13 protein-coding genes are annotated in these 18773 nt (G+C 71.1%); 8 read left to right on the top strand and 5 right to left on the bottom strand.

Annotation, left to right across the window (positions count from 1 at the left end):
- The first annotated feature begins 34 nt into the window (after positions 1-34).
- On the top strand, positions 35-856 hold the full coding sequence (locus ABZ780_RS28390; protein ID WP_357007056.1) for a response regulator transcription factor: 822 nt from the start codon (positions 35-37) through the stop codon (positions 854-856).
- 60 nt (positions 857-916) lie between these two features.
- Here the strand turns inward: ABZ780_RS28390 and ABZ780_RS28385 are convergent, their stop codons facing one another.
- Positions 917-1336, bottom strand: coding sequence for a DUF5319 domain-containing protein (locus tag ABZ780_RS28385; protein ID WP_357007059.1), 420 nt, complete (start codon positions 1334-1336; stop codon positions 917-919).
- A 185-nt stretch (positions 1337-1521) separates the two neighbouring features.
- Here ABZ780_RS28385 and guaB point away from each other — a divergent pair, with 185 nt between their 5' ends.
- The gene (guaB, locus tag ABZ780_RS28380; protein ID WP_357007061.1) at positions 1522-3084 is read left to right on the top strand and encodes an IMP dehydrogenase; all 1563 of its coding nucleotides are present in this window, start codon (positions 1522-1524) and stop codon (positions 3082-3084) included.
- Positions 3085-3114: 30 nt separating this feature from the next.
- On the top strand, positions 3115-4233 hold the full coding sequence (locus ABZ780_RS28375; protein WP_357488042.1) for a GuaB3 family IMP dehydrogenase-related protein: 1119 nt from the start codon (positions 3115-3117) through the stop codon (positions 4231-4233).
- A gap of 69 nt (positions 4234-4302) precedes the next feature.
- Here the strand turns inward: ABZ780_RS28375 and ABZ780_RS28370 are convergent, their stop codons facing one another.
- Together ABZ780_RS28370 and ABZ780_RS28365 are read right to left on the bottom strand one after the other, a co-directional pair.
- A complete protein-coding gene (locus ABZ780_RS28370; RefSeq protein ID WP_357488041.1) occupies positions 4303-7617 on the bottom strand; it encodes a ThuA domain-containing protein in 3315 nt (1104 codons plus the stop codon).
- Between the two features lie 215 nt (positions 7618-7832).
- A complete protein-coding gene (locus ABZ780_RS28365) occupies positions 7833-8972 on the bottom strand; it encodes a sugar phosphate isomerase/epimerase (protein WP_357488040.1) in 1140 nt (379 codons plus the stop codon).
- 395 nt (positions 8973-9367) lie between these two features.
- Between ABZ780_RS28365 and ABZ780_RS28360 the strand changes: the two genes are divergently transcribed.
- Positions 9368-10789 carry a M1 family metallopeptidase gene (locus ABZ780_RS28360; protein WP_357488039.1) on the top strand — a complete coding sequence of 474 codons (1422 nt, stop codon included), beginning with the start codon at positions 9368-9370 and terminating at the stop codon, positions 10787-10789.
- Between the two features lie 82 nt (positions 10790-10871).
- Complete coding sequence (locus tag ABZ780_RS28355; protein WP_357488038.1) at positions 10872-12332, top strand: M1 family metallopeptidase; 1461 nt, start codon at positions 10872-10874, stop codon at positions 12330-12332.
- A gap of 91 nt (positions 12333-12423) precedes the next feature.
- Here ABZ780_RS28355 and ABZ780_RS28350 read toward each other — a convergent pair whose 3' ends face one another.
- Entirely contained in the window at positions 12424-13545 is a 1122-nt protein-coding gene (locus ABZ780_RS28350; protein WP_357488037.1) for an LCP family protein, read from the bottom strand.
- Between the two features lie 145 nt (positions 13546-13690).
- Between ABZ780_RS28350 and ABZ780_RS28345 the strand changes: the two genes are divergently transcribed.
- Together ABZ780_RS28345 and guaA are read left to right on the top strand one after the other, a co-directional pair.
- The gene (locus tag ABZ780_RS28345; protein WP_357488036.1) at positions 13691-15388 is read left to right on the top strand and encodes a GMC family oxidoreductase; all 1698 of its coding nucleotides are present in this window, start codon (positions 13691-13693) and stop codon (positions 15386-15388) included.
- A 291-nt stretch (positions 15389-15679) separates the two neighbouring features.
- Complete coding sequence (gene guaA / locus ABZ780_RS28340) at positions 15680-17236, top strand: glutamine-hydrolyzing GMP synthase (RefSeq protein WP_357007078.1); 1557 nt, start codon at positions 15680-15682, stop codon at positions 17234-17236.
- 7 nt (positions 17237-17243) lie between these two features.
- Here guaA and ABZ780_RS28335 read toward each other — a convergent pair whose 3' ends face one another.
- Complete coding sequence (locus ABZ780_RS28335; protein ID WP_357007080.1) at positions 17244-17591, bottom strand: PspC domain-containing protein; 348 nt, start codon at positions 17589-17591, stop codon at positions 17244-17246.
- Positions 17592-17734: 143 nt separating this feature from the next.
- Between ABZ780_RS28335 and ABZ780_RS28330 the strand changes: the two genes are divergently transcribed.
- On the top strand, positions 17735-18685 hold the full coding sequence (locus ABZ780_RS28330; protein WP_357488035.1) for an NUDIX domain-containing protein: 951 nt from the start codon (positions 17735-17737) through the stop codon (positions 18683-18685).
- Positions 18686-18773: the final 88 nt, after the last annotated feature.

The following is an 18773-nucleotide window of genomic DNA, read 5'->3' as shown; positions in this document are numbered from 1 at the left end:
TGGTCTGCTCGTGTGCGGAGAGGAGACCACCACAGTGCGTACTGTTCTTGTGTGCGTTCGGACACCACTCGCGGCCCAGCACCTGACGTCCGCTGCCGCGCGGCTGGGGTTGTCCGCGATCGTCCGTACCGCCGTCTCCGATCCCGAGGTGATGCTTCGGCTGGCCGAGCGGCCGGCCGACGTGGTGTTGGCCGACACGGCCCTCACCCGGCCGGACAGCGCGGGTTTCGTCCGCCGGGTGCTGGCCCGCGCGCCGCAGGCCGCCGTGCTGCTGCTCGGCACCGAGGAGTCCGAGGCGGCGGCGGCCACCATCAGCGCCGGTGCCCGGGGCCTGATCCAGAACGTCGACCATGACCTGACCAGCGCGGTGGCCAAGGCTCTGCTGCTGCTCACCGCGAACGGTCGGGCGTCCCGGCAGCGGGTCACCGACCCGGCCCGGGACACCGCGGCGGTCGGCGGTCCGGGCCGCTCGGCGCCCTCCCTGCGCGGGTCCGCCGAGCCGGGCTGGGCCGCCAACGTGGCGGGCGAGGGTTCGGCTGGCGTGCCCTCGGTGCCGGTGCAGCGGGGCGAGGACGAGGCCGAACCGGCCGCCGACGAGCCGTCGACAAGCCAGAACGACCCGGCCCGGCCCGCCCCGAACGCCCGTCCCACCCGGGCGTCGATCGGGCTCACCGAACGGGAGTTGCAGGTCCTGCTGGGCATGGCCGAGGGCAAGAGCAACGCGGAGATCGGCCGGGAGCTGTTTGTGTCCGAGGACACCGTCAAGACGCACGCCCGGCGGCTGTTCCGCAAGCTCGGCGCCCGGGACCGGGCGCACGCCGTGGCGGCCGGCTTCCGCGCCGGCCTCGTCGCCTGACCCCACATACGCTCGGCCCGGGATGTGCCGGCCTCTCCGAACCGGGAGGCCGGCAATGGGCTAATCCGCGGTGGTGGAGGCGTCCGGCTCGTCCTCGGTGCCCTCGGTCAGGGTGTCGTGCACCCCGTCGGCGTACCCACGGGCGTAGTCCCAGGTCACGTAGTGGTCCGGGTCGGGGTCGTACGCCGGCTCGTGGACGCGGGGGCGCCCCGAGTTGAGCAGGTGCCGCAGGTTGCCCCGCAGCAGGTCCCAGTCGAAGTAGTGGGGCTCGCGGCAGTCCTCGCATTCGATCACCAGCCCGCGCACCCCGATCGGTGCCAGCAGAGCCTGGTAGATCTCCAGGTCGGCGAGGTCTTCGAGCACATCCTGTCGCTCGACGTCGGTCAGCGGATCCGGCGTCGCGTCGTCGGCCGGATCGTCCAGCCCCGCGGTCGGGTCGGCCGGGTCGCCGTTGAACGGGTCGATGGGCTCGTCGTGCACCCCCTCACCGTAGACCCAACGCGGGTCGAACGTCCGCCCCCCGCACCGCGCCGGGACTACCGCCACCGCCGGAGGTCGCCCAGCTCACTGGGTACGATGAGACGATGTGCCGGCTCCGTGGCGTGTCAATGTGCCCGTCCGCGCCACCTCGCTGAAGCCCATCCGAGCAGCTCAGGGGAGCAATCGTGGAAAATTCGCCCAGCACCGATCTGCCGGCCGGCGTCGAGCACGCCGACCTGGGCGGCCACCTGCCCGAGTTGCCGGCTGGCTCGGCGCGGGTCGTTCCGCTCGGGCTCACCTTCGACGACGTGCTGTTGCAGCCGGGCGAGTCGGACGTGGTGCCCAGCCGGGTCAACACCCGTACGAGGCTCACCCGCAACATCGAGCTGACCATTCCGCTGCTGTCCAGCGCCATGGACACCGTCACCGAGGCGCGGATGGCGATCGCGATGGCCCGCCAGGGCGGCATCGGCGTGCTGCACCGCAACCTCTCCGTGGACGACCAGGCGCTCCAGGTCGACCTGGTCAAGCGCTCGGAGTCCGGCATGATCACCAACCCGGTGACGGCCAGCCCCAACGACACCCTGCGCGAGGTCGACGAGCTGTGCGGCCGGTACCGGATCTCCGGCGTGCCGGTGGTGGACGGCGACGGCCAACTGGTGGGCATCGTCACCAACCGTGACATGCGCTTCGTCTCTGAGCCGGACACCCCGGTTCACGAGATCATGACCCGGACCCCGCTGATCACCGCCCAGGTCGGGGTGAGCAAGGACGACGCGCTGGATCTGCTGCGCCGGCACAAGGTCGAGAAGCTGCCGATCGTGGACGACTCGGGTCGGCTGCGCGGGCTGATCACCGTCAAGGACTTCACCAAGAGCGAGCAGTACCCGGAGGCCACCAAGGACGGCGCGGGCCGGCTCCGGGTGGCCGCCGCGATCGGCGTCGGCGAGGATTCCTACAAGCGGGCGCGCACCCTGGTCGACGCGGGCGTGGACGTGCTGATCGTGGACACCGCGCACGGCCACCAGCGGGCCGTGCTGGACATGGTCCGCCGGCTCAAGAAGGACGTCGCCGTCGAGGTCGTGGGCGGCAACGTGGCCACGTACGCCGGCGCGAAGGCGCTGGTCGACGCCGGCGCCGACGGCGTCAAGGTCGGTGTCGGCCCGGGTGCGATCTGCACCACCCGGATCGTCGCCGGGGTCGGCGTCCCGCAGATCACCGCGATCATGGAGGCCGCCCGGGCCGCCCGCCCGGCCGGCGTGCCGGTGATCGGTGACGGCGGCATCCAGTATTCGGGCGACATCGCCAAGGCGCTGGTCGCCGGTGCCGACACGGTGATGCTCGGCAGCCTGCTGGCCGGCTGCGAGGAGAGCCCCGGCGAGCTGATCTTCGTCAACGGCAAGCAGTTCAAGACGTACCGGGGGATGGGCTCGCTCGGCGCGATGCAGTCCCGTGGCCAGGCCAAGTCGTACTCGAAGGACCGCTACTTCCAGCAGGACGTGCTCAGCGACGACAAGCTGGTCCCCGAGGGCGTCGAGGGTCAGGTGCCGTACCGGGGGCCGCTCTCCCGGGTGGCCCACCAGCTGGTCGGCGGGCTGCGGCTGGCGATGGGGTACGCCGGTGCGGAGAACATCCCCGATCTGCACCACCGGGGCCAGCTCATCCGGATCACCGCGGCCGGGCTCAAGGAGAGCCACCCGCACGACATCCAGATGACCGTCGAGGCGCCCAACTACCACACTCGCTGACCCACCACCCCCAACCACCTGGAGTCCCCCATGCGTGACGTGGTCGAGATCGGGCTGGGCAAGACCGCGCAGCGCGGCTACCACCTGGACGACATCGCCATCGTGCCGAGCCGCCGGACCCGGGACGTCGACGACGTCTCCACCGCCTGGCAGCTCGACGCGTACCCGTTCGGCATCCCCTGCGTCGGGCACCCCTCCGACGCCACGATGAGCCCGTCGTCGGCGGTGCGGCTCGGTCAGCTCGGCGGCCTCGGCGTGCTCAACGTCGAGGGGCTGTGGACCCGCTACGAGAACCCGACCAAGGTGCTGGAGGAGTTGGCCGGCCTCGACGAGGACGCCCGCGCCACCAAGCGGCTCCAGGAGGTGTACGCCGAGCCGATCCGCCCGGACCTGATCGCCGAGCGGGCCCGTGAACTGCGGGCCGGCGGCGGCACGGTGGCGGTGCGGGTGTCCCCGCAGCACACCCTGGCGCTGGCGCCGGTGATCCTGGACGCCGGGGTGGACATCCTGGTCATCCAGGGCACCATCGTCTCGGCCGAGCACGTGTCGACGACCGACGAGCCGCTGAACCTCAAGGAGTTCATCGCCGACCTCGACCTGCCGGTGATCGTCGGCGGCTGCACCGACTACAAGACGGCGCTGCACCTGATGCGTACCGGCGCGGCCGGTGTGATCGTGGGCATCGGCGGCGACGAGTGGTCGACCACCGAGTCGGTGCTGGGCATCCGGGTGCCGATGGCCACCGCGATCGCCGACGCCGCGGCGGCCCGTCGGGACTACCTCGACGAGACCGGCGGCCGGTACGTGCACCTGATCGCCGACGGCGACATCCAGACCTCGGGCGACATCGCCAAGGCGCTCGGCTGCGGCGCGGACGCGGTGATGCTCGGCGAGCCGCTGTCGCTCTGCGAGGAGGCGCCCGCCGGTGGTGCCTGGTGGCACTCGGCGGCGAGCCACCCGTCGCTGCCCCGGGGCGCGTTCGAGGTTTCCGGCGACCCGATCGGGTCGATGGAGCAGTTGCTCTTCGGCCCGGCCGACGAGGCCGACGGCCAGCTCAACCTGTTCGGCGGGTTGCGCCGGGCGATGGCCAAGTGCGGTTACCGCGACCTCAAGGAGTTCCAGAAGGTGGGCCTGGTCCTCGACCGCTGACCCGTCCCGCACACGCCGGAAGGCCGGCCCCGCCACGCTGCGGGGCCGGCCTCCGTCTTACCGGGGGCGTCAGCCCACGGTGAACTCGACCCAGTTCAGGTTGCCCAGGCCACTGGTCGGACCGCCCGGTACGGCGGTGTAGACCAGGTAGAGCCGGTGCGCCCCGGCCGGCTGGTTCACCGGCACCGCGGTGCTGGTGAAGGCCGCGTTGCCGGTGGTCGCGTTCAGCGTCGCCGTGGCGACGAGTGGGCCGGTCGGCGAGTCGAGCCGAAGCTCCACCGCCGCGCGGGGGGTGCCGGCCGTGGCGGCCGAGCCCCCGGAGTGCCGCAGCGTCACGCTGGACACCCCACCCAGGTTGATCGGGTCGAAGGCGATGTGGTCGCCCGGGTCGATCGAGGTGACGTGCTGCCCGCCGCCGGTGTCACCGGTGTTGGCGACTGTCACGCCCTGCTGCACCTGGGCGTTCTCGGCCTGCTGACGCGGCGTCTGGATGATCGTCTGGCCGACCGTGGTGATCGGGGCCTGACCGCCGCCACCGAGGTCGGTGTACGAGGCGCTGATCCCGCCGTACAGGTAGCCGCCGGCGTGGTCACCGCCGTCGGCCGGGGTGGCGAGCACGCCCGTGCAGCCGGTGGTGGAGCTGTCCGGGTGCCCGTGGCTGTCGTGGCCGAGGACGAACGTCACGGTCACCCGCGAGCAGTCCACCGGCCCGTCCTCCGGGTCGGTCACCGTGATGGTGAACGGCACGCTGTCGCCCCAGTTGAAGAAGCTGCCACCCACCGGGGAGCTGACGGTCACCGTGGGCGCGGTGTTGCCGACCACGATCTCCTTGGTGAGTACGGCGGTCCTACCGTTGGAGTCGGTCACCGTCAGCTTGGCGCTGTACGTTCCGTTCGCGGTGTAGGTGAACGACGGGTTGGGGTCGGCCGAGTCGACCGTGCCGTCGTTGGTGAAGTCCCAGGCGTACGAGATGGACTCGCCCGGGTCCGGGTCGTAGCTGCCGGCCGAGGAGAACTGGACGGTCAGCGGTGCCGTGCCGCTGGTCGGGGTGGCGTCGAGCTTCGCCACCGGCGACCGCTGGCCCTTGACGTACCGGATCACCGACAGCTGCGCGTCCGGGTTGGCCCGGAAGAAGCCGTCGCCGTACTCCAGCAGGTAGAGGGAGCCGTCCGGGCCGAACTCCATGTCCATCGGGTTGTCGAAGACGAAGCCCGGCAGGAACTGCTCCACGCCGGTCAGGGTGCCCTTGCCGTCGGTACGCATCATGAAGATCTTGTCCCGGGTGAACTCACCGAAGACCACCGCGTTCTGGTAGTACTCGGGGAACTTCACCTCGGAGGTCGACTTCGGGTCGTACGAGTAGATCGGGCCGCCCATCGGGCCGACGCCGCCGGTGCCGATCACCGGCCACTTGAAGTCGCAGGTGCCCGCCGGGTTCTGCAGGTACGCCCCGGCGCATGGGGTACGCGCGTCGAACGTGTACCAGAACTGCGGCTGCTCGACCTTCGGCAGCACCGACAGGCCGGTGTTGCGCGGCGAGTCGTTTACCGGTGCGGCGCAGTTGAACGGCGCGCCGGAGGTCCGGGTGACGAAGTCGTAGTCGATGTACGGCAGGCTCGGCGAGTAGCAGTACGGCCAGCCGTAGTTGCCGGCCTTCTTGGTGGCGAACCAGCGGCCGGTGCCGTCCGGGCCCCGGGTGGCGCTTGGCACGCGGGAGTCCGGGGAGTAGTCACCGACGTACACCGTGCCGTCGGCGCCCACGTCATACCGGAACGGGTTGCGCAGACCCATCAGGAAGATCTCCGGGCGGGTCTTGCCGGCCTCGTCCTTCGCCTCGTCGAAGAGGTTGCCCTTCGGGATGCTGTACGACCCGTCCGCCTTGACCTTGACCCGCAGCAGCTTGCCGCGCAGGTCGTTGGTGTTGCCCGAGGAGCGCTGCGCGTCGTAGCCGGGGCCCTGGGTCGGCGACTCGTTGATCGGGGTGTAGCCGTCGGAACCGCCGGCGTTCGTGTCGTCCCCGGTGACCAGGTAGAGCAGGCCCTTGGCGTCGAACTTGATCTCGCCGGCGACGTGGCAGCAGATGCCGCGGTCGGTGTCGACCCGGAGGATCTGCTGCTCGGTGCTCAGGTCCAGGTGCGGGGTGGGGGTCTCCACCAGCTTGACCCGGGAGAGCTGGTTGTAGCCCTTGAACTTGTCCCACACGGTCGGGTCGGTGGAGGTGGCCGGAGCGTCGCCCTCGTTGACGCCAGGGGTGGCCGGGTCGTCGACTGGGGTGTTCAGCTTCGGCGCGTAGTAGATGTAGACCCACTTGTTCTTCGCGAAGTCGGGGTCGATGGCGACGGACTGGAGGCCGTCCTCGTCGTGCTGGTACACGTCGATGGTGGTGATCACCGGGCTCGCGCCGGTGGCGGGGTCGTAGAGCCGCACCTCGCCGCTGCGGGTGTTGTGCAGCACCCGGCCGTCGGGGAGCACGGACAGCGACATCGGCTCGCCCGGCTGGCCGTTGAGGGTGACCTTCTCGTAGTTGCCGAGCACCGTGGCGCCGCAGTCGCCCTCGACCACGCCTGCCGACCAGCGGATGCCGCCGAGCAGGTGCTCGCGGAACTTCGCCGAGCGGTACGTCTCGGCGCTGTGCCCGAGGCCGGTGTAGAAGGAGCGCCCGCCCTGGTAGTCCTTGCACCAGGTGATCGGGTGGTCGTACCCCATGCTGCCGCCGGTGTAGGTCTTCTCGTCCACCGTGGCCAGCACGTGCGCGGTGCCGCGCACGTTGCGGTCGAAGTTGTACCACTCCTCGGTGAGGGTGAGTGTGCGCGGCAGCGTCTCGGACGCCGGGTGGGCGCGGTCGGCCACGTCCAGCACGCCACGGCTGACGGGCGAGGCACTGGCCACCTTCGCGCCGACCAGGTCCTGGTAGAAGGCCCAGTCCGGCTCGGTCTCCGCGGCCGCGTGCACGCCGACGTAGCCGCCGCCGGCCTTCACGTACGCCTCGAAGGCCGCTTCCTGGCCGGCGTTGAGCACGTCGCCGCTGGTGTTGAGGAAGACCACGGCCCGGTACTTCGCCAGCTGGTCGGGGGTGAACACGGCGGCGTCCTGGCTCACCGTCACGGTGAACTTGTTGGTCTTGGCCAGCTTCTGGATCGTGTCGACGCCGTCGTTCATGGACGCGCGCCGCTCACCTGCGGTCTTGGTGAAGACAAGCACCTGATAGCTCTTCGGGGCGCGCTTGTCGGAGCGGAGTGCGGCGGGGCCGTTCTCCACGGCGGCCACCCCGGTGGGGGCTGGGTTGGTCGGCGCCGCAGCGGCGGGAGCGGCGGAGATGAGGGGGATGGTCAGGAAGAGCCCAGCGGCGATGGCGAACCATCGTCGTCCGGTCGGTCGGATCATCGTTCCTCCGGTGTTCGGCGGGCGCGCGGCATCCCCGGCCTGGTGAGGGCCGGCCGCGCGACTGCGGTGGGGATGGACCGTGCGCGTCCCGTCGCCGTACGGGAGCGCGAAGGTGATCGGGGCGGTCTGCGACAGTGCCCGTCACCGGCCGCCGGCTCGATGGCCGGCGGAGTGTGGCACGGCCGGCGTCGGGCGGACGCCGGCCGTGCGGGGTGTTACTTCTTGAGGTAGATCGTCAGGTCGGACATGTTGCGGTAGCTGAGCTCCGCGAAGTCCAGCGACTGCCCGCGGTTGGCGGTCCCGCCGGGGGCGGTGTCCATCTCCCAGTTGGCGTGGTGGAAGTCGCGCTCGCCGATGGTCTGGAAGAACTGCTGGAAGTTGATGTCGCCCTCGCCGAGGGGGGCCATCTGGTGGCCGTTGGGCACGCTGGTGTCCCGGTCGCCGTCCTTGGCGTGGAAGAGCGGGAACCGGGTGGTCCGGTCGGCCACGTTGAGGATCGGGTCGAACAGGTCGGTCACCTCGCGGCCGGCCGGGTCGACGTACTTCTGGTGCTTGTAGCGGGCCACGTAGCCCCAGTAGATGTCGAACTCGAAGAAGACGTACTTGGGGTCGGTCTTGCCGAAGAAGTACTCCAGCCGCCGGATGCCCGACGAGCGGGTGGGGCGGCCCTGCGCGTCGAGCGGCCCGGAGTCGAGCAGGAAGCTGTACGCGACGTCGTGGTTGTGCGTGTAGAGCCGCATGCCCCGGGCGCGGGCCTGCCGGCCCAGCTCGTTCCAGGTGTCGGCGGCGGCGTCCCAGTCGGCCTTGTAGGCGCTGTTGGTCGGGTCGCTGCCGGTGCCGATGTTCTTCATGCCGAGTTCCTCGGCGATGTCCAGCTGCTGCTGGAAGGTGGCCGCCTGGATCGAGGCGTGGGTGCCGTTGGCGACCAGGCCGTTGTCGTCGAGGATCTTGCGGATCTCGCGCGGGGTGATCTGCCGGCCGAGGATCGAGGTGTGCTGGGTGTAGCCGGCGAACTCGATCTCCTTGTAGCCGATCTCGGCCAGCCGGGCGAGGACGCGTTCGAAGCCGTACGGCACACCGCTGTCGTCGGGCGCGGCGGTGATCCGGTCCCGGACGCTGTAGAGGATGATGCCGCGGTTCTTCGACGGGATCAGCGGTTCGACCCGCAGCTTGCTCTTCCCCTTGTCCTTGTCCTTGCCCTTGTCCTTGGGGTGGGCGAGCGCAGGGGTACCGGTGGCGAGGACCGGCAGGCCGGCCGCGCCGAGGGCGGCGGCGACGCCGGCCGAGGCGGCGAGCAGGGACCGGCGGTTGATCCGGCCGGCCGGTGTGGTGTCGGGGGTGGAGTGGTCGGGCATGGTCCCACCTTTCGCGACGGCGGATGCCGTCGATAACGATCAGCAAGAGGCGTGACGGGGTTCCGTCGCGGGGCGCCGCCGAGCGCCCGATCCGCGTCTCCGGCGGGGCCGGAGGGTGCGGGTGTCGTGAATCGAAGGGGCAACTGCACGCCGCCGCCACGGCGTGTCGGTGCGGGACGAAGTCCCGTCCCTGGACGTGACCGACTCGGATGTTCCGAGCGTGTTACATCTTGGAGTCAGACAGTAACGTCGGCAACAGCCAAAAGAAAGTGTCGATGCGAGCTAACTTTTGCTTGTTTGAACGAAAGTAACTGACGATCGTCGATACCGGCCTCGGACCCGGTGGTGCTGGCTAGGCTCGTCGTGACCCGGCGACCGCGCGGAAGGAGACGGCAATGGTCCTGACCGGACGGACGCCGCGCCGCCGCCGGCTGGCCGCCGTCACCGCGTTGACCTGCGCCATCGCGCTCGGCGCCGTTGGTTGCACGGGCGACGAGGGCGACGGATTCCGGCCCGGCGCCGCCGACGCCGGTGACCCGTACGTGCCCGGGCGCGGCAACGGCGGTTACGACGTCACGCACTACGCCCTGGACGTCCGGTACGACCCGACGACCGACCGGCTCACCGGCCGGGCCACCATCACGGCCACCGCCACCCAGGCGCTGTCCCGGTTCAATCTGGACCTCGCCGGCCTGGACGTCGGCGCGGTCACCGTCGACCAGACGCGGGCCGAGCACCGTCGGGCCGACGGCGAACTGGTGGTGACCCCGCACGATCGGCTGCCGCACGGCCGGCCGTTCACCGTGGTGATCGACTACGGCGGTGTGCCCAGCCCTGTCGCCGACGGTGCGCTGGGCAGCGGCGGCTTCCTGCACACCGACGACGGTGCGATCGCGCTCGGCCAACCCGACTCGGCGGCCACCTGGTTTCCGGTCAACGACCATCCGTCGGACAAGGCCACCTACGACCTCGCCGTGACCGTCCCGGACGGACTGTCCGCACTGAGCAACGGGGTGCCCGGGCCGAAGAGCAGCGCCGGCGGCTGGACCACCTGGCGCTGGTCGGAGCGCACCCCGATGGCCAGCTACCTGAGCACCCTCGTGATCGGAAACTACCGGGTGGTCAGCGGCAGCCACGCCGGACGACCGATGGTCACCGCCGTCTCGGCGAGCCTTCCGGCGACCGGCGGGGCGGCCGGCTCGCTGGCCCGCACCGGGGAGATCGCCGACTTCCTGGCCAGCCGCTTCGGCCCGTACCCGTTCGACTCGTACGGTGGCATCGTGGTCGCGGACGACCGGATCGGGTACGCGCTGGAGACCCAGTCCCGGCCGGTCTACGGTCCCGCCTTCTTCACCGGCGACCGGCCCAACCCCGGCGTGGTGGCGCACGAGCTGGCCCACCAGTGGTTCGGCGACAGCGTCTCGCTCAGCAGGTGGGGCGACATCTGGCTCAACGAGGGCTTCGCCAGCTACGCCGAGTGGCTGTGGGAGGAGCACGACGGCGTCCGGACCGCGCAGCGCAACTTCGAGTCGCAGTACGCGATGACCGACTGGTCACATCCGTCGGTTGAGCCCGGACGGGAGCGGATGTTCGGCACCGCCGTCTACAAGCGCGGCGCGCTCGCCGTGCACGCGCTGCGCCGCACCGTCGGTGACGACACGTTCTTCCGCATCCTGCGTACCTGGACCACTGAGCGGGCGGGCGGAAACGCCACCACCGCGGACTTCGTCGCGCTGGCGGAGCGGGTGTCGAACCGGCAGCTACGGCCGCTCCTGGACGCCTGGTTGGTGGGCGGCACGGCACCCACCCTGCCGTGACGGGCCCGTGATACCCGGCCGATAGGCTGCCGCCTGCGATCGGTACGGGCACCGGTCGCCGCCGTACGGGGGAGGGTTCGCGATGCGGAACACGCCACGCAGGCTTCGGGTGGCTGCCGCGTTGTCGGTGACCGGGGCGCTCGCGCTGTCTGGCTGCGGCTCGACCGAGCAGGACCGGGCGACGCCGCCACCGAGCGCGTCCCCGACACCGTCGCGGGTGTTCACCGCCGGCGCGGCCGGTGTCGGCGACACCTACTTTCCCAGCTACGGAAACGGTGGCTACGACGTCGGGCGGTACACCATCAAGGTGCGCTACGACCCGGCGAAGGACCGGCTGACCGGCACCGCCACGGTGCAGGCCACCGCGACGTCCGACCTGTCGAGTTTCAATCTCGACCTGGCGGGTCTGACCGTCACGACGGTCACCGTGGACGGTGCCCCCGCCCCCCACAAGCGGGACCGGAACGAGCTGGTGATCAAGCCGGCCGCCGGCCTGATCGCGGGCAACGGGTTCGTGGCCGAGATCGCGTACGAGGGCGTGCCGAAGCCGCTGAAGAACGAGGTGCTCGGCGACGGCGGGTTCCTGCACACCGACGACGGTGCCATCGCGCTGGGCCAGCCCGAATCCGCGAGCACCTGGTTCCCGGTCAACGACCACCCGTCCGACAAGGCGGCCTACGACTTCGAGATCACCGTCCCGAAGGGCCTCACCGCGGTCAGCAACGGCGTGCCGGGCGGCTCGACCACCACGGACGGCTGGACCACCTGGAAGTGGTCGGAGAAGACGCCGATGGCCAGCTACCTGAGCATGGTGGTGATCGGCAAGTTCCGGATCACCACCGGCGACCACAAGGGGCGGCCGGTCTACAGCGCGGTCACCACCACGCTGGCCAAGGGCGCCCCGGACGCGTCGATCGCGCAGACCGCGAAGGTGGCTGACTACCTGGAGAGCGTGTTCGGGCCGTACCCGTTCGACGCGTACGGCGGTGTGGTGGTCTCCGACAGCCGGATCGGGTACGCGCTGGAGACCCAGAGCCGTCCGGTCTACTCCGCCGGCTTCTTCCGGCGTGGCGAGAACACCGAGGTCGTCGCCCACGAGTTGGCCCACCAGTGGTTCGGCAACAGCGTGGCGCTGGCCAAGTGGGAGGACATCTGGCTCAACGAGGGCTTCGCGACGTACGCGGAGTGGCTCTGGGCCGAGCACACCCGGCAGTCCACCGCCAAGCAGGCGTTCGACATCCGGTACGCCCAGATGTCCGCGCAGGTGTGGCGGACGCCGCCGGGCAAGCCGGGGGTCAAGCAACTGTTCAGCGAGTCTGTCTACCAGCGCGGCGGGATGGCCCTGCACGCGCTGCGGGTGGCCGTCGGCGACAAGGCGTTCTTCGAGATCGTCAAGACCTGGGCGGCCGAGAAGCGCAACGGCACGGCCACCACCGCGGAGTTCGTGGCCCTGGCCGAGCGCATCTCCGGCAAGCAACTAGACGCCCTCTTCGACGCCTGGCTCTACGGCACCAAGAAGCCCCCAACCCCCAAACCCCTCTGACCCCCTCGCGATCTTGCACTTGCTGCCGGGGCACAAGGGGTAAAAACCCACGAACCCCGGACCGAAAGCGCAAGATCGCGGCGGGGGAGGGTCAGGTTTTGACGACCAGGGCGGGGTGGGCTTTCAGGTACGCGTCGGCGCGGCCGGCGCGGAGCTCGGTGAGGAACCCCCGGCCGGTGGCGGTGAGCTGTTCGCCGCGGTAGGCGCTGCCCTTCCCGACGCCGGAGCCGGGCAGGCCGACCAGCACGAACTGCTTCTCCGGCACCCCGCTGAGCGCGTATGCCAGGTCGACGATCCGGCGGCCACCCACGTAGATCAGGGTGTTGCCCAGCGCGGCGACGACCTGGTCGACCCGCTCCGGCTGCCGGGCCAGGCCCTCGTCGAGGATCTTGCGGGTGATGGCCCGGATCAGTTGCTGCTGGTGACGCTGCCGGGTGTAGTCGCCGCCGGGGATGTAGCGCTGCCGCGCGTAGTCCAGCGCCTGCCAGCCGTTGAGGTGCCGCTCGCCCTTCTCGTAGACCATCTGCGGCCCGGTGTAGCCGCCGGGCGCGCTCTCGCGGTGCTTGCCGTCCGGCCGACGGTGCATCGAGGCGACCCGCTGGTCGACGTAGATGTCCACCCCGCCGAGGGCGTTCACGAGCCGGTCGAACCCGTTGAAGGTGAGCACCGCACCGGCGTCGATGCGCAGCCCGGTGTAGCCGCTGACCGTGCTGCGCAGCAGCTCGTACCCCTGGGCGGCGCTCGGCTGCTTCGGCTTGCCCGGCACCCGGCTGCCGTAGCTCATCGCGTGGGTGAGCTTGGTCCGGCCGCCCGGGTAGCCGGCCTTGGGAAACGCCGGGATGTCCACCAGCAGGTCGCGGGGCAGGGAGAAGAGGTACGCCCGGCCCAGCCCCTTCGGCACGTGCAGCACCAGCACGGCGTCGGAGTGCGGTTCCCAGCCGGGCACGCTGACCCGGGTGTCGACCCCGACCAGCAGCAGGTTCAGTGGGCCGGTGATGTCCGCGCCGGGCGGCGGGCCGGTGGGGCTCGGAGTGGGCGTGCCGACGGGAGACGGGCTCGGCGAGCCGGCCGCCGGGGTGGTGCGCTCCGGCGTGCCGTCCCCGGTCAGCCGGGTGGTCACCACCGCTCCGGCCACGACCAGCGCGACGACGGCGAGGGCGGTCAGCCCGAACAGCAGCCACCGTCGGCGCGGTGCCATCGACCCCAGGACCATTGTGAATTCCTTCCACCCGTTTCCGGACCAACGCTCCGACGGGTGCTCCCGGTTGCGGCCGGAATGCGCCGGGTCGGCCGGCCGGAGCATGATCGCGCGAAAACTGCCGCTGGCGCGAGCGCTACTCGCGAGTAATGATGCGTCCATGGGGTATGACGTGCTCGTCATCGGGTCTGGCTTCGGTGGCAGCGTCACCGCGCTCCGGCTGGCCGAGAAGGGCTATTCGGTCGGCGTGCTGGAGGCTGGCCGACGCTTCGCCGACGACGAGTTCCCGCAGACCTCCTGGCGTGCGCGCAGGTTCCTGTGGGCGCCGAAGCTGGGCTGCTACGGCATCCAGCGGCTCACCCTGCTCCGTCCGGCCGACCGACGCTCCGGCAACGGGGTGCTGGTGCTCTCCGGGGCCGGGGTCGGCGGCGGGTCCCTGGTCTACGCGAACACCCTCTACGAGCCGCTGCCGGCCTTCTACACCGACCCGCAGTGGCGGGACATCACCGACTGGCGCGACGAGTTGGCCCGCCACTACGACCAGGCGAAGCGAATGCTCGGCGCCACCGCGTACCCCATCGACACCGGCGCGGACCGCGCCATGCGGGCGGTGGCCGAGCGGATGGGGGTGGGGGAGACCTTCCACGCCACCCCGGTGGGCGTGCACATCGGGCGCCCCGGCGAGCGGGCCGCCGACCCGTACTTCGGTGGCGTCGGTCCGGAGCGCACCGGTTGCCTGCACTGCGGGGAGTGCCTGACCGGCTGCCGGCACGGGGCCAAGAACACGCTTGTCAAGAACTACCTGTGGCTCGCCGAGCGGCTGGGTGTCACAGTGCGCCCGCTGACCACGGTGACCGCCGTCAAACCGGCCGCCGGTGGCGGGTACGACGTGCACACCGTCCGCACCGGTGCCTGGGTGCGTCACCGCCGTCAGGTGATCCACGCCAAGGAGGTGGTGTTCGCCGCCGGGGCGCTGGGCACCCAACGGCTGCTGCACGCGATGAGGGACGACGGCGCGCTGCCCGGGTTGTCCGCCCGCGTGGGCGAGCTGACCCGGACCAACTCGGAGGCGATCCTTGGCGCCTCCGTGCCCCGCCAGCGGGCCCGGGCGCAGCGGATGGACTTCACCGACGGGGTGGCGATCACCAGTTCGTTCCACCCCGACCCGCAGACCCACATCGAGCCGGTCCGCTACGGGCGCGGCTCCAACGCCATGGGGCTGCTCCAGTCGCTGCTGGTCGACGGCGGCCCGCACCGGGTCCGGCGCTGGTTGGGCAGCATCGTGCGGCAGCCGAGGCTGGCCGCCCGGATGCTCTCGGTGCGCGGCTGGTCGGAGCGGACGGTCATCGCCCTGGTGATGCAGTCGGTGGACAACTCGCTGACCACCCGCTGGCATCGGGGCGTGTTCGGCCGCCGGCTGGTCACCGGCCCAGGTCACGGCGCGCCGAACCCGACCTGGATCCCGGCCGGCAACACCGCCGCCCGGCTGCTCGCCGACGAGATCGGTGGTACGCCCGGAGGTTCGGTCACCGAGCCGTTTGACATCCCGGTGACCGCGCACATCCTGGGCGGGGCGGCGATCGGCGCGACCCCGGCCGACGGGGTGATCGACCCCTGGCACCGGGTGTACGGCCACCCCGGGCTGCACGTCGTCGACGGCGCGGCGATCTCCGCCAACCTCGGCGTCAACCCGTCGCTGACCATCACCGCGCAGGCCGAACGGGCGATGTCCTTCTGGCCCAACAAGGGCGACGAAGACCCCCGCCCGCCCCTAGGCAACCCGTACCGCAGGCTCGCACCCGTACCCCCGCAAAACCCGGCGGTCCCGCCAAACGCCCAAGGCGCGCTACGCCCCTAACCCACCCCGACCCCGACCCCGACCCCGACTGCATCGTCGATCATGGAGTTGTGGTGCCTCGCAAAAGGTGCATCTCGCCGCGATTTGCCCACCACAGCTCCATGATCGACCCGGGCTGACCCCTCGGCTCGCGCGATCTTGCGGTTTCGGTCGCCGTTTCGTGTTGTATGTGGTTTTTGACGGGGCGGGAAGTGCAAGATCGCGGGAGGGAGGGGTGGGGGAGACGCGGGGGCGGGGTAACTGGCGAGCCGGTGCTGGGGGTGGTCGTGACACTGGGTAGGCTTTGTGCACATGAGCCTGCCTCGCCCAGTCCTCGTGGTGGACTTCGGAGCCCAGTACGCCCAGCTCATCGCACGCCGGGTCCGCGAGGCGAGGGTCTACTCCGAGATCGTGCCGCACTCGATGCCGGTCGCCGAGATGCTGGCGAAGAACCCGGCCGCGATCATCCTCTCCGGCGGCCCGTCCAGCGTCTACGCCCCGGATGCGCCACAGATCGACGCCGGCATCTTCACGGCCGACGTGCCGGTCTTCGGCATCTGCTACGGCTTCCAGGCGATGGCCCAGGCGCTCGGCGGCACTGTCGCGCGGACCGGCAACCGTGAGTACGGCGGCACACCGCTGCGCCCCCGCCTCCTCGACCCGGGTGTGCTGCTGCGTGACCTGCCGGCCGACCTGCCGGTCTGGATGAGCCACGGCGACTGCGTCACCGAGGCGCCCGAGGGCTTCACGGTGACCGCCGAGTCGGCCGGCGCGCCGGTGGCGGCGTTCGAGGATGTGGCCGGTCGCCGGGCCGGTGTGCAGTTCCACCCGGAGGTCGGGCACACCGCCCACGGCCAGGAGATGCTCCAGCGCTTCCTGTACGACATCGCCGGCATCGAGCCGACCTGGACGCCCGAGAACATCATCGACGAGCAGGTTGCCCGGATCCGCGCCCAGGTCGGCGACAAGGAGGTCATCTGCGGCCTGTCCGGCGGTGTGGACTCGGCGGTCGCCGCTGCTCTGGTGCACAAGGCGGTCGGTGACCAGCTCACCTGCGTCTTCGTCGACCACGGCCTGCTGCGTGCGGGCGAGGCCGAGCAGGTGGAGAAGGACTACGTGGCGGCCACCGGCATCAAGCTCAAGGTGGTCGACGCGGCGGACCGGTTCCTCGGCGCGCTGGCCGGGGTGACCGACCCGGAGCAGAAGCGCAAGATCATCGGCCGCGAGTTCATCCGGGTCTTCGAGGCCGCCGCCCGCGAGATCGCCCTGCACGGCGACGTGGAGTTCCTGGTCCAGGGCACCCTCTACCCGGACGTCGTGGAGTCCGGCGGCGGCACCGGCACCGCCAACATCAAGAGTCACCACAACGTCGGCGGCCTGCCGGAGGACCTGAAGTTCGCCCTGGTCGAGCCCCTGCGCACCCTCTTCAAGGACGAGGTCCGGGCGCTCGGCCTCCAGTTGGGCCTGCCCGAGGCGATGGTCTGGCGGCACCCGTTCCCCGGCCCCGGCCTGGCCATCCGGATCATCGGCGCGGTCGACCAGGAGCGGCTCGACCTGCTGCGCCGGGCCGACCTGATCGCCCGCGAGGAGCTGACCGCGGCCGGTCTCGACCGGGGCGTCTGGCAGTTCCCGGTGGTGCTGCTCGCCGACGTGCGAAGTGTCGGTGTGCAGGGTGACGGGCGCAGCTACGGGCATCCCGTGGTGCTGCGCCCGGTCTCCAGCGAGGACGCGATGACCGCCGACTGGTCGCGGCTTCCCTACGACGTGGTCGCTCGGATCTCCACCCGGATCACCAACGAGGTGGCCGAGGTGAACCGGGTGGTGCTGGACGTCACCAGCAAGCCGCCGGGCACCATCGAGTGGGAGTGAGCGCCGCTCAGCCGGCAGTCGGCGGGCTGGACGGGGTCGTCGGCGGGTAGGGCGGCGTCGGGGCGTACCCCGGCTGCGGCCCGACGGTCGGCGGGCCCTGCGGCGCGGTGCCCGCCGGGTGCGGCCAGGCGGGCGCGCTGACGGGCTCCTCGGGCATCAGGAACCACATGATCGGGTACGCGAGCAGCGCCAGCCCGCCGGTGAGCAGGCCGGTGACCGCGAAGATCACCCGGACCAGGGTGGGGTCGACGCCGAAGTAGCGGCCGAGACCGCTGGCGACCCCGGCCACCATGCGGTCGGTCGTCGGTCGCCGGAGCTGCTTGTACGGGGCGTGGGGAGCGCCGGTGGTTGTCATGTCTCCACAGTCCGCGCCGGAGTCCGCCTCGACCTCGGTGACCGCCCGGATCCTTACCCTGACCGATCCCTGAGCGGGACCGGACAGTCAGGAATCCGACTCTTTTCCGTTCCGGTAACGCTGCCCGGGGAGAATTTGGTTCCGTGACCACCATGCTGGAGCCGCTTCGCAGGATCGCGGCATACGCAGTTTGTGCTGATTCAGACGGCCGAGTGTTGCTGGTCCGCGCATCGGAGCGCTCCGGCACCCCCGGCACGTGGTCCCTGCCCGGCGGGGCGGTCGACCACGGCGAGGACCCGAACCACACAGTGGTCCGCGAAACCGCCGCCGAGACCGGCCTCTCGGTCGCCGTCTCGGGCCTGGCCGACGTGCTCGCCGACATGCGGGCACTACCGGATCGCGGCATCACCATCCACACCGACCGGCTGATCTACCAGGTCGCGGTGCGCGGCGGCACGCTGGCCGACCGGCTCGGTGAGCGCCCCACCGACCTCGCCCGGTGGTACACCCTCGACGAGGCACGCAAGCTGCCGCTGCGCTCGTTCACCGCGCGTGCCCTCGGGCTGCCCGCCTCCTCGGCCGACGTGGTGCCCGACGAGGCGCCCGAGTTCCCCTCCTTCAACGCGGTGCCCGGCCCGGACGGGCTGCACCGGGCGCAGCGCTTCGCCGCCTACGCCGTGTGCACCGACCCCGCTGGTCGGGTGCTGCTCACCCGGATCTCCGACGGCTACCCGGGCGCCGGCCGTTGGCACCTGCCCGGCGGCGGCACCGACTACGGGGAGCAGCCCGGCGCGGCGCTGATCCGGGAGTTGGTCGAGGAGACCGGGCAGACGGGCCGCCTCGTCGAGTTGCTCGGCGTGGCCAGCCACCGCGATGCCGCCTCGCTCGGCCCGGAGGGCTACCCGATCGACTGGCACGGCGTACGCGCCTTCTACCGCGTGGTGGTCGACCAGCCCAACCCGCTGACGATCGCCGACGTCGGCGGCTCCACCTGCGAGGCCCGCTGGTTCGGCCGCGACGAGTTGGGCGCCCTCCCCACCGACCGCCTAACCGAAGTAACAGCCGAAGCAGTCCAAGCCGCCCACCTCGCCTAACCCAACCCCCAACCCCCACCCCCCACCCCCCTGGCCCCCGGTCCCACCCCCGCCTCCCGCGTTGATCATGAAGTTATTGTCAGGACAC

This window comes from Micromonospora sp. NPDC047467, assembly GCF_040643095.1.
In the GTDB taxonomy this organism is placed as follows: Bacteria; Actinomycetota; Actinomycetes; order Mycobacteriales; family Micromonosporaceae; genus Micromonospora.
The sequence above is the reverse complement of the archived record's forward strand: the minus strand, read 5'-3'. Positions and strand labels throughout refer to the sequence as shown.